The 11,678-nt window shown below is 76.9% G+C and carries 6 protein-coding genes and 1 pseudogene; 2 read left to right on the forward strand and 5 right to left on the reverse strand.

Annotated elements, in window-relative coordinates:
• Positions 1 to 341: 341 nt before the first annotated feature.
• Together ACIQ9P_RS27425 and ACIQ9P_RS27430 are read right to left on the reverse strand one after the other, a co-directional pair.
• A pseudogene (locus ACIQ9P_RS27425) lies at positions 342 to 1,751 on the reverse strand (SpoIIE family protein phosphatase); the annotation flags it as partial.
• 204 nt (positions 1,752 to 1,955) lie between these two features.
• Positions 1,956 to 3,266 (reverse strand): NAD(P)/FAD-dependent oxidoreductase, encoded by a 1,311-nt coding sequence (locus ACIQ9P_RS27430; RefSeq protein WP_402361526.1) that lies wholly within the window; start codon positions 3,264 to 3,266, stop codon positions 1,956 to 1,958.
• 637 nt (positions 3,267 to 3,903) lie between these two features.
• Here ACIQ9P_RS27430 and ACIQ9P_RS27435 point away from each other — a divergent pair.
• Positions 3,904 to 4,938 carry a TetR/AcrR family transcriptional regulator gene (locus tag ACIQ9P_RS27435; protein WP_402361528.1) on the forward strand — a complete coding sequence of 345 codons (1,035 nt, stop codon included), beginning with the start codon at positions 3,904 to 3,906 and terminating at the stop codon, positions 4,936 to 4,938.
• A 333-nt stretch (positions 4,939 to 5,271) separates the two neighbouring features.
• Complete coding sequence (locus tag ACIQ9P_RS27440; protein WP_402361531.1) at positions 5,272 to 7,587, forward strand: sigma-70 family RNA polymerase sigma factor; 2,316 nt, start codon at positions 5,272 to 5,274, stop codon at positions 7,585 to 7,587.
• Between the two features lie 81 nt (positions 7,588 to 7,668).
• On the opposite strand, the gene ACIQ9P_RS27445 is transcribed toward ACIQ9P_RS27440, so the two are convergent.
• The 3 genes from ACIQ9P_RS27445 to ACIQ9P_RS27455 all read right to left on the reverse strand — a co-directional run bounded on the left by ACIQ9P_RS27445 (position 7,669) and on the right by ACIQ9P_RS27455 (position 11,359).
• Complete coding sequence (locus tag ACIQ9P_RS27445) at positions 7,669 to 8,373, reverse strand: DsbA family oxidoreductase (RefSeq protein WP_402361534.1); 705 nt, start codon at positions 8,371 to 8,373, stop codon at positions 7,669 to 7,671.
• An 80-nt stretch (positions 8,374 to 8,453) separates the two neighbouring features.
• Entirely contained in the window at positions 8,454 to 8,975 is a 522-nt protein-coding gene (locus ACIQ9P_RS27450) for a universal stress protein (RefSeq protein WP_402361537.1), read from the reverse strand.
• A 173-nt stretch (positions 8,976 to 9,148) separates the two neighbouring features.
• The gene (locus tag ACIQ9P_RS27455) at positions 9,149 to 11,359 is read right to left on the reverse strand and encodes an asparagine synthase-related protein (RefSeq protein WP_402361540.1); all 2,211 of its coding nucleotides are present in this window, start codon (positions 11,357 to 11,359) and stop codon (positions 9,149 to 9,151) included.
• Positions 11,360 to 11,678 lie beyond the last annotated feature (319 nt).

Raw genomic sequence — 11,678 nt, forward strand, 5'->3', positions numbered from 1 at the left:
GTTCTTTCGTGTTCCCAGCTTATCAGATGTTTTCCGTGCCGTTCCCGGCGCTTCCTTCGTCCAACTCGCTGGTGTCTTCTGCGGCTTGACGCCCCATCCGACGTTTCAAACTCTAGCCGATCCCCGCCCCGAAAAGCGAATCCGGCCGCAATCCTTGAAAACAGGCACACCGAATAGACCCTGAGTCGGAACGTATCGAAAGAAATAACGACACGCCTCGGCCCGTACCGGGAAAAGGTGGTGTTTCAGAGGATTGGCTGCCCCGGGACCGTCCGCGCCGATGCGTGTCCGGTGCTCCCAGCCAGGCAGCTCGAAGAACACTAGACCTCTTGGGAGACCGCGTCAAGTGCCGCCGACTGTTCGGGGGACTCCTCCTCCGCGGGCAGCTGGAAGGCGAGGACCGCGACGTCGTCGTCGTGTTCCGAGGTGACGCCCATGGCGCGGAGCAGCCGGGCGCAGACCACGTCCGGGGCGCCGACCGCGCCGGCGAGCGTGCGGGCGAGCAGGTCGAGGCCCTGGTCGATGTCCTCGTCCCGGCGTTCGACCAGGCCGTCGGTATAGAGGACGCCGGTGGTGCCGGGCAGCAGGCGGAGGGTGTGGGAGAGGTGGACGCCGCCGCCGGTGCCCAGAGGCGGGCCGTTCTGCTCCTCGCTGCGCAGGACGGTGCCGTCGGGGCAGCGCAGCAGCATCGGGAGGTGACCGGCGGAGGCGTAGCCGAGGGTGCGGCGCTGCGGGTCCCAGACGGCGTAGGTGCAGGTGGCGATCTGGTTGGCGTCGATCTCCATGGCGAGGCCGTCGAGCAGGCTCATCACCTTGTGCGGCGGGAGGTCGAGGCGGGCGTAGGCGCGGACGGCGGTGCGCAGCTGTCCCATGACGGCGGCGGCCCTGAGGCCGCGGCCCATGACGTCGCCGATCACGAGTGCGGTGCGGCCGCCGTCGATGGCGATGACGTCGTACCAGTCGCCGCCGACGGCTGCCTCGGCGCCACCTGGTTGGTAGGTGGCGGCGACCCGGAGGTCGGCCGGCTGGTCGAGCTTCTGCGGGAGGAGGCTGCGCTGGAGGGTGACGGCGGCCTCGCGCTGGCGGCGTTCGGACTCCCGCAGCCGGGCGGCGGCGAGGACCTGGTCGGTGACCTCGGCGGCGAAGATGAGGACGCCGGAGGTGGGGTCGTCACCCGTGGGAGTGGTGTCGGCGGCGGTGGGGCCCGGGCCGGGGGCACTCGTGGGGGTGGATCCGGCCGTCGGCGGGGCGGTGTCGCCGGACTCGCGGGTGAGCGGTACGCAGGACACGTTGTAGTAGCGGTTGCCGGTGAGGCCGAGGATGCAGCGGGCCTTGACGCTGCGCGGGCTGCCGCCGCGGATCACCTGGTCCATGAGGGGCAGCACGCCGAGGGTGCCGAGCTCCGGCAGGGCGTCGCAGGCGGGCAGGCCGGTGGGGCGTTCGCCGAAGAGTTCGCGGTAGGCGCGGTTGGCGTAGCCGAGCTGGTGCAGCGGCCCGTAGGTGACGGCGACGGGGGCGGGGATGCGGTTGAGGACCTCGCGCAGGTCCTGGGGCCGGTGGGGGTCGAGCACGCCGGTGGGGTCGAGGACGTCCGGAAGGTCGACCGGGCCGGTGGGGCTGGTGGGGTCGCGGGGGCCGGGCACCACGACGGCGTCGGCGGACGGCGTGCCGCGGTCGGTGCCGGCCCCGGACGGCGGGGTGGCACGCCACGGGACTCCGGTGAGCCGGGCGCTCCAGCGCATGAGGTTCAAACGACGGCCGCTTCCTCGGGTTCCAGGCATATCATCACTTTTTGTGCACTCGTCAGCACACGGGGTAATGACTCGGTCGGGCAGATCCTGTCAGGCGGAGGCCCGATTCCGGAAGTCGCCCGCGCCCGGCGCGGTCGTCGGGTCGGCCTCGCGGCCGTCCCGGCGCTCCGGGCGGGCGGCGGCGCCGGGACCCGACGGCCCGGCTCACACCGGCCGCTCGTCGGCCGGCTCCGGCCGGTCCGGCAGCTCCGGTCGGCCGAGCGGGACGACCTCCCGGGAGAACAGCCCGGTCAGCGCCCAGTCCATGAGGATCCGGACCCGGCGTTCGCCACTCGGGAGCCGGCGCAGATGGCGGGCCCGGTGCAGCCACCAGGCCCGCCGGCCGGTGAGCCGCCCGCCGCGCCGGGTGTGGGCGACCGCGCGGCCCAGGCCCAGCGAGGTGGAACAGGCCGGCGCGCCCGGCAGGTACTCGGCGATGCCCGACGCGTGCGGGCCGCCCTCCAGCGCGACGAGCACATTGGCGGCCAGCAGCTCCGCCTGGGCGAAGGCGTGCTGGGCGTTCGGCGCGCACGGTGCCCCGTCCGCGTGCGGATCGGGCACCGCCGCGCCGTCCCCGGCGGCCCACGCCCCGGGCAGCGCGCGACCGTCCGGCCCGAGCACCTGGAGGGTGGACAGGCAGCGGACCCGGCCGGTGGTGTCCAGCGGGAGGTCGGTGTCGCGCAGCAGCGGATGCGGACGGACCCCGGCCGTCCAGACCAGGGTGCGGGCCGCGAACCGGCTGCCGTCCGAGAGCGCCACGACCCCGCCGGCGGCCGACTCCAGGGTGGTGCGCAGCCGGACGTCCACATTGCGCTCGCGCAGCTGGCCCAGGGTGTGCGCGGCGAGTTCGGGCGACTCCTCGGTGAGGATCCGGTCGGTGGCCTCGACCAGGACCCAGCGCAGGTCGTCGGGGGTGGTGTGCTGGTGGCCCCGGACCGCGTACCTGGCCATGTCCTCCAGTTCGGCCAGCGCGCCGACCCCCGCGTAGCCGGCGCCGACGAAGACGAAGGTGAGCGCGGCCTGGCGGAGCGCCGGGTCACGGGTGGTGGCGGCGAGGTCGAGCTGCTCCAGGACGTGGTTGCGCAGGCCGACGGCGTCGCCGACGGTGGAGAAGCCCCGGCCGTGCTCGGCCAGCCCGGGCACCGGGGCGGTGCGGGAGACCGATCCGGGCGCGAGCACCAGGACGTCGTAGTCGAGTTCGACCGGCGCCGGCGGTTCGTCCCGGCCGGCCGCGTCGGCCCAGGCCCGGCGGGAGGCGTGCTCGATCCGGGTGATCCGGGCGGTGAGCACCTTGCACTCGGTGAGTTCGCGGCGGAGCGGGACGACCACGTGGCGGGGGTCGATGGTTCCGGCCGCGACCTCGGCGAGCAGGGGATGGTAGGTGAGGTACGGCTGCGGCTCGACCAGGGTCAGTTGGACCTCGCCGCGGCGGAGCCGCTCGCGCAGGCCGCGCTGGAGGTGCAGCGCGGTCGACATGCCCGCGCATCCCCCGCCGACGATCAGGATCCTGATGGCGCACCTCCTGTCGATGGGCTCCGTGGCCCGCCTTCGACCGGGCATGCCCCCATCACGCCCCCCAATAAAGGACCGCCGGAGCCCTCTTGTCCACAGTCCGTGCCGGGGCGGATGGGGCGGCTGGGGCCGGACGGGGACAGAAGTACTGCCGGGGTGAGTTTCTGACGCACTTTCGGCCTCGGACGGCGGTGAACTATGGTCGGATTGTGTGGCGGCGCGGCCACTGCCATGTCAACTGGTGGCGACGCACCGTGGATCGGTCATTACGGCCAGTTCTAGTGTTGGCGGGAGAACCCGACTGCGGGACCGTGATCCGGGGAAAGGTAGTTCCCGGACGGGGCCCCGAACAGGCGCCGACGCGCCGGCCCGATCGCATCGATCGGCCCGGCGGCGCCCTCCGGAACGGGGCCCGGGTGGACCAGCGTGCGACCGCACCCGCGGCCGGGCGGCACCCGGGCGGCACCAACGGCACGAGCGATGGGTCATCGGTCATTTCTTTCAGGCGTAGCTGCACCGGGGGGTGCAGGGGCGGGCGACGACAGGGTCCGGAACCGGACGCCTGCGGGGGAGAGTTGGGATGATGGAACAGGAGCGACTGTTGGGGCGATCGGGTGCGGCACACCCCGGCCAGGGCGTGGTGCCGGAGCAACGCGGCCCCGCCGAGGCCGCCGGTCCCCCGGGGGCGGCGTACGCGGCCGTCCCGTACCGGGGCGGTGAGACGACACAGGGCGGCGGGCAGTCCCCGGGCGCCCGGCTGCGGGTCGACGCGCGGCGGAACCTCGAGAGCGTGCTGCGCGCGGCCCGCGAGGTGTTCGGCGAGTTCGGCTACGGCGCGCCGATGGAGGAGGTGGCGCGGCGGGCCGGGGTCGGCGTGGGCACGGTGTACCGGCGCTTCCCGAGCAAGGAGGTGCTGGTCCAGCGGATCGCGGCCGAGGAGGTCGCCTGGCTGACCGCCCAGGCCCGCGAATCGCTGTACGGCGGCGCGGGCGCCTGGGAGGCGCTGGCCGGCTACCTGGCGCGGGCGGTGTCCACCGGGGCCGGGCGGCTGCTGCCGCCGGAGGCGTTCCGGTACGCCGAGGAACTGGGGCGGGTGCCCGAGCAGCGTTCGCCGGACCCGTTCGGGTCGGGCAGCGCGTTCGGGTCGGCGCGGTACGAGCCGACGGCGACCGGCCTGCCCGGCGCGGCGTACGGTTCGGAGCCCGGTCCGCTCGGCGGTCCGGTGCCGGGCCCGGTGCCCGGCGAGGCGGACGGAAGGCCCGTCACGACCGGGGTCGGGGCGGTGGCCGAGGGCGAGATGGCGGCGCTGGTGGCGGACGCCGATCCGCGGCTGCTGCTGCAACTGCTCGCGGCCCTGGTGGCCCGCGCGGGTGCGGCCGGCGAGCTGCGGCCCGGGGTGACCGTGGCGGACGTGGTGCTGGTGCTGACGGCGTCGGTACCGGTGCACGCCTGGCGCGGCGGGCCGCCGGCCGGTCCGGTCACGGCGGGTGCGACGGGCACGGCGCCCGGTGCGGCACCCGCCGCTCCCGGGGACGCCGCGCAGCCGACGGGTGCCCCGCAGGCGGACGGACAATCCGCCGAAGGGCCCTCCGACCGGCTGCTCCAGATCCTGCTCGACGGCCTGCGGGCCCGCTGAGCCGGACCGCACCGGGCCCACCGTCCGGCGCGGGCGGGGAGGTTGGTGAGCGGGGCGGACGGCCCCGGGCCGTTCGCCCGGGGCGGGCGTCGGCGCCGGGGGCGCCGCGCGCGGGGCGAACACATCCGCGACGGCCCCACGGAAGAGTGGGTCACGGCCGCTCCGGCTACCGCCCAACTCTGCGCTATGCCATCCTTTGCCCGTGGTTGGAGCCAATGTCCCGATGCGCGCCGTTCGCGCGCCCTCGGCGCCGTGCGGCGGGGAATCGTGCGCCCACGCACTCCCGCGCGCCCTGCCACACTACGGGGGCTGTCGTGGAGTCTGGGGTCCGTTGTGAGCGCCGAGGAACAGAACGACTACGGCTACGGCCTCGACTTCGGGCGGTCCGCCGGGGGCGGTTCCGACCGCGGTCCTGACGGTCCGGCAGCCGGCCCGGGGGCACCCGGCGGCGGGTCGGGGGCTCCCCCCGGTCCGGTGCCGACGGGCCAGGTGCCGGACCAGGCCGGGATGCCGGGCCGCGAGACCCTTTCCGCCTCCGCCGCGGCGCTCCCCCAGGGCCGGGTCCCCGGGCAGGCCGGCGCCGGGCGCGGCGGTGTCACCCCCGAAGCCTTCGTCGGCGTCGGGGCGCCGGCGCGACCCACCGTGCCGGCGCCGGCCGATCCCGTCGACGGCGAACGGCCGCCTTCCGACGCGGAGTTGACCGCGCTCGTCCGGGCCGGCGACGACACCGCGTACGAGGAGATCTACCGCCGGCACGTGGACTCGGTGCGCCGCTACGCCCGGACCTGCTGCCGGGACAGCTTCACCGCCGAGGACCTGGCGGGCGAGGTGTTCGCCCGTACCCTGCAGGCGCTGCGGGCCGGCAAGGGTCCGGAGTTCGCCGTCCGCGCCTATCTGCTGACCGCGGTCCGGAACGTCGCGGCGGCCTGGACCCGCAGCGAGCGGCGCGAACAACTCGTCGACGACTTCAGCGTGTTCGCGCAGACCTCGGCCGCCGTGGTCGACCTCGACCTGGCCGACCCGGGCGCCGACGCCTGGGCGATGGCGCTGGCCGACCAGCGCATGGTGATGCAGGCGTACGCCGAACTCCCCGAGGACGACCGGGTGGTGCTCTGGCACACCGAGGTCGAACGGGAGTCCCCCAAGACCGTCGCGGTGATGCTCGGCAAGACCGCGAACGCGACCGCCGTCCAGGCCCACCGGGCGCGCGACCGGCTCGCCGCCGGCTTCCTGCAGGCCCATGTCTCGGGCAGCCAGGACCGGGACTGCGAGGCGTACGCCAACCGGCTCGGCGCGTACGCGCGGGGCTCGCTGCGCAAGCGCGCCTCGGCGGAGGTCGGCCGGCACCTCAAGGAGTGCGACCGGTGCACGGCCGCGTGCCTGGAACTGTCCGAGATCAACCACGGGCTGCGCGCCCTGCTGCCCGGCGGGGTGCTGGTCTGGATCGGCGTGGGCGGCTTCGGTGCCGCCGCGGCGGCCGTCGGCGGAGTGGCGGCGGTGGGCGGCGCGGCCGCCGGGACCGCCGCCGCCACGGCGGGAGGCGCCGCCGCGGGCACGGCCGGAACGACGACCGGTGGCGCGGCGGCCGGAACGACGGGCGGGGCCGGGGCCGCGGGCGGTGCGGGAGCCGGGGCCTCCGGCGGGGGCGGGGGCGCCACGAGCGCCGCCGGTGAGGGCCTGGGCACCGCCGCGAAGGCCGGGATCGCCGCCGCCGTCGCGGTCGCGGCGGCGGCCGTCGCCGCGTACGCGCTCACCGGCGCGCCCGAGCCCAAGCCTCCGCTGGCCGCTCCCACGGTCTCCGCACCGGCCGCCCCCGCACCGCCGGCCGTCGAACCCGAGCCCCCCGCGCCGGAACCGGCCCCGCCGCCCGCACCGGAGAGCCCGGCCCCGGTTCCGGTGGAGCGGCCGACGCCGGCGCCGTCCCCTCCGCCGCCGCCCGCCGCCGCGCCCAGGCCGGTACCGGCGCCGCCGAGCAGCCCGCCGTCGACCACGGCGGCCCCCTCGCCGACGCCCGCGCCGCCGAAGCCCACGCCGACGCCGCCCGCGACCGTCCCGGCCGTGCCGTTGCCGACCCCGCCGGCGGTGCCGACACCCGAGGTGCCGCTGCCGACGGTGCCCGAGGTGGTGGTGCCGACGCCCACCGTGACGCCGACCCCGCCGGCCCCGTCGCCGACGGCCGTCCCGACCCCGCCCGCGCCGACCGACTTCTGGGCCGACGACCTGCCGGTGGTCGGAACCCACCCCAACCGGGTGCCGCCGCCCCGGCCGAGCATCCGGGAACAGGGCAGCGACTGGTTCTGGCAACGGGACCGCGTCTCGGTCGCCGGGACCGAGCACCGGCACGGCATCAGCGTGCACGCGCCCGGGACCACCCTGATCGACCTCAACCGGAGCTGCGCGTCCTTCGACGCGGTGGCCGGGATGGACGACCTGGCCCTCACCGCCGGTGGGGTGGTCTTCTCGGTGCAGGGCGGCGACGGGCGGACCCTGTGGAGCTCACGCACCCTGCGGGCGGGCGACTCGGCGGTGCCGGTGCACGTGCCGCTCGGCGGGCAGACCTCGATCCGGCTGGTGGTGGTGCCGGCGAACGGCATCTGGTCGGCGCTGAACATGGCCGACTGGGCCGAGGCCCGCTTCAGGTGTGTCTGAAGCGGGCCTCGGGAGCGGTGCTCCGTCCGGCCGCGCGCGACCGCGGTCGCGGCGGGCGCAACGGCCGGAGCGGCCGTGCGGTCAGACGGCGCAGGAGCCGTCCGCGCACCCCTCGCCGGCCGGAGCGACCTGCACCGGGGCCGGCCGGCGCTCGCCGAGCTCGGTGGCGACCTGCTCCAGCACCTGGCGGAAGGTCTCGGCCTCCTGGCCGCCCTGGACGGCCCACTTGCCCTCGAAGACGAAGGTCGGCACCGCGCTGATGCCGATCTCGCGGGCCTCGGCCAGCTGCGCGCGCACCTCGGCGGTGCCCTCCTCGCCGGCGAGGTAGGCCGTCACCCGGTCGCGGTCCAGGCCGGCGCCGACGGCGACCTCGGTGAGCGCGGTGCGGTCGCCGACGTCCACGCCGTCGCTGAAGTGCGCCTTGAGCAGCGCCTCCTTGAGCCGGCCCTGGGCGGCCGCGCCGTACTCGGTCTCGGCGAGGTGCAGCAGCCGGTGGCCGAGGAAGGTGTTGGCGTGCAGGGCGGCGTCGAAGTCGTAGTCGATGCCCTCGGCCCGGCCCAGCTCGGCGACCCGGGCGTCCATCGCCACGGACTGCGGGCCGTAGCGCTCGGCCAGCCACTCCCGGTGCGGACTCGCCGTGGCCGGGGCGTCCGGAACCAGCTGGTACGGCCGGTAGACCACCTCGACGTTCTCCTTGCCCGCGAAGCCGTCGAGCGCCTCCTCGAAGCGGCGCTTGCCGATGTAGCACCAGGGGCAGGCGATGTCGGAGTAGATCTCGACCTTCATGACGGAGGCTCCAGGGGGGGTGGGGATGGGGTCCGAGATGGGTGAACGATGAACCATCTCGGGACATTCCCGGCGCGCGCTCAGCCCTCCGGAGGGGCCGGGACGACCAGCACCGGACAGGCCGCGTGGTGGACCAGGGCCCCGCTGACCGAGCCCAGCAGGAGCCGGGCGAAGCCGCCGTTGCCCCGGGTGCCGGCCACCACCGTGTGCTGCCGGGCCGAGGACGCGAGCAGGACCTCGATCACATTGCCGAGCACCACGTGGAGGGACATCTCGGCGGTGCAGGGGCGGGCGCGGGCGCGCTGGACGGCGCCCACCGCGCGGCGCAGTCCGTCCGCCATCGACTCGACCAGGGTCTCCACGCTCTCCTGGACCAGTTCGGCCATCCCCGGCGGGTAACCGGTGGGCGCCGGATTGACGACGGCGAGCACGTACAGCGGCAGGTCGTGGGCCTCGGCCTCGGTCATCGCCCGGTCCAGGGCCCAGAGCGAGCCGTCCGAGCCGTCGCAGGCGGCGAGCACGCCGGGCGGGCGGTCGGTCGGGAGCCGCCCGAGCACCGAGAGCACGACGGGGACGGACGGGTCGGGACCGGCACTGGTCACCACGGCCTCCGGGCGGGGGAAGGGGACGGAACGCTCGCCATGATCGCCGCCCGGTGCCGCCCCGCGCCCGAGCCGCGCCGGGAGTCGCGGGAGCGCCGGGAGCGGGGCCGGACGGGCACGCGGGGACGGTCGGGCGCCCGGGGTCGGGAGCGACGCGGTCAGGCGTGACGCGGTCAGGAGAGGCGGGGCGGGGAGAGCGCCGGGTGGGCGGGGTGCGGGAGGCCGGTCCAGCACGCGCCGTGGCGGCGGGCCCGGACCCGGCGGAGCCAGAGTTCGGTGGCGACCAGGTCGGCCAGGCCCGCCAGGGCGGCGGGCGGGAGCGGGGTCGCCGGGTCGGCGGCGCGGTCGAGGGCGGCCCGGACGGCGGGGAGGTCGATCAGCCCGGCCTCGGCGAGCAGCGGCGCGTCGAAGAGCTCGGCCAGGCCGTCGGCGGCCAGGCGCAGGCCGGCCCGGGTGGTCCCGGCCCGGTCGGGGCGCGGGCCGCGGCCCCAGCCGGGCGGCAGGTCGGTGCGGCCGGCACCGGTCAGGACGGCGTGCAGCAGCGCGTGCCGGGCGCCCGGCTGGAGCCGGACCTCGTCCGGGAGCAGCCGGGCCGCACGGATCACCTGGTTGTCGAGGAAGGGCGCGTGCAGGCGCTGGCCCGGCTGTTCGGTGGCGTGCACCAGCGTGCGGAAGCCGCGCGCGTGCCGGTGCAGGGCGTGCCGGGCCCGGTGCGCGCCGGGATGGTCCACGGGCTCCGGTTCGCGCGCCGCCAGGCGCAGCCGCAGCGCGACCGCGGAGAGCGCCTCGTCGGACAGCCAGCGGGCGGCGGGACCCGGGACCACCCAGGCGAGGTCGTCCGCCGAGCGCGCTCCGGCCGTGCCGACGCCGTCGGACGTCCGGCGGAGGGTCAGCCGCACCGCGGCGTCGTCGAGCGCCTCCGGGTAGCGGATCCGGGCCAGCCGGTGGGCGGCCCGCAGCACGGTGAGCGGGGTCCGCAGCGCGCCGGTCAGGACACCGGCGGCCGCCCGGTCGGCGCCCGCCAGCGCGGCCACCGGGGAGAGGAGTTCGCGGGAGCGGCCGACCCGGACCAGGTCGGCCAGCCGGGCCGGGTGCCCGTCCAGGACCTGCCGGGCGCCGTAGCCGGTGAGGTGGTCGGTGCCGCCCGCCCCGAACCGGGCCTCGACCCGGGCCGCGGTGACCAGTTCCGGCCCGGGTTCGTCGGTGAGCGGCCCGGCGGTCGGATCGGCGCGCAGGTCCGCGTACGGGAGGGTGTCGGGGCCGGGGGCGAGCACGGTGCGGCGCAGTCGCGGGACGTCCGGGAGGAGCGCCGGGGCGGCGGGGGCCGTCCCGGTCCCGTCGGCCTCGCCGAAGGTGACGGCGGCGACGGGTTCGGACGCGGCGCGCGGCCGGGCGGCGGTGCGGGCCCAGGAGCCCTTCACCGCCCCGGTCCGGGCCGGGACGGCCGCCCGGTACGGTCCGGCCGGGTACGGCGCCGCCGGTCCGGTCGGACCGGTCGGCAGCACGGGTCCGGCGGCGGGCGGGACCGCGGCGGCGAGCAGCGCCACGGTGGCGGAGGCCGTCCCGTAGGAGAGGTCGACGCCGAGCCTGGCCCGCGCGGACGGACCGGCCGGCAGCGGGGGCGGACCGGCCGGACTGGCGCGGACCCGGAACCGGACCGACTCCAGCAGCGCCCGGGTCAGCTCCCGGACGGCCGCCGCCTCGCCGCGCCCCGGCACCCCCTCGACGCCCGGCCCGTCGTACCCCGAGAGGTACGGCCGCCCGCCGCGGACCGCGAGCGCGTGCCCGGGCGGCACCCGCCGCACCCCGAGGAAGGGGGTGCCGGTACCGAGCGCCTCGGGTGCCTCGGGGCAGGCGAGCCGGGCGGCCAGGTGGCCGGTGTCCAGCGGTGCCCCGACCAGGTCGGCGAGCGGCAGGGCCGCCGTGGCGTACGCGGTGCCGTCGCCCCACGGGGTGTGGAAGACCGGCCGGGCGCCGGCCAGGTCGGTGAGCAGCACGGTGGAGCGGGTGCCGCTGCGGAGCACCACGGTGTAGCTGCCGGGCCAGCGGGTGAGGTGGCGGACGGCGCCGCCGCGGGCGCCGGCCAGGCCGGCGGCGAGTTCGGCGTCGGTGGCGCCGCAGTGGCCGAGCACGGCGAGCCGGACGGTGGCGGGGTCGGCCTCGTAGGGGTCGGGCGCGGTGGGTCCGGTGGTGACCACGGCGGCGGCCCCGGGCCGCAGGGTGGCCAGACGGATCTCCTCCGGCCGCCAGTCGCCGACCGCCCAGAGCGGGTCGGGACCGGTCCACAGGGGTCGCGCGGCGATCGGGGCCACGGCGCCGGGCGGCTCGTGCGCCGGTGCGCCCGGCCGGGGCGCGCCCGTGCACCAGCCCGTCAGCCACCGCATCGCGCCTCCACCGGACGAGGATCTGCACCGCTCGGCGCGTCCGGGTCCGCTGCCCCCGTCCGGCGCGCCGTCAGAGGACATGGTGCCACCGGTTGTGCGTCCGGTGACCGGAGTTGTCGTTTCCGGTGCGCGGGCGGGGCCGTTGCCGTAGGGCGTGGTCCGGTTGGTGACGTTCCGGGGTTTCGAACACCCGGACGAGATTCTCCACCGGAGCGGCCCGGGCCTTCCCCTCCCCGGCCCGGACCGCTCCGCGAGTCGCCCTGTCATGGCCATCGCGAGATGGCCGAAAGGCGTCGCTCGGCCCGGGAGGGCATCCGCA

The organism is Kitasatospora sp. NPDC094019 (assembly GCF_044764505.1).
GTDB lineage: Bacteria > Actinomycetota > Actinomycetes > Streptomycetales > Streptomycetaceae > Kitasatospora.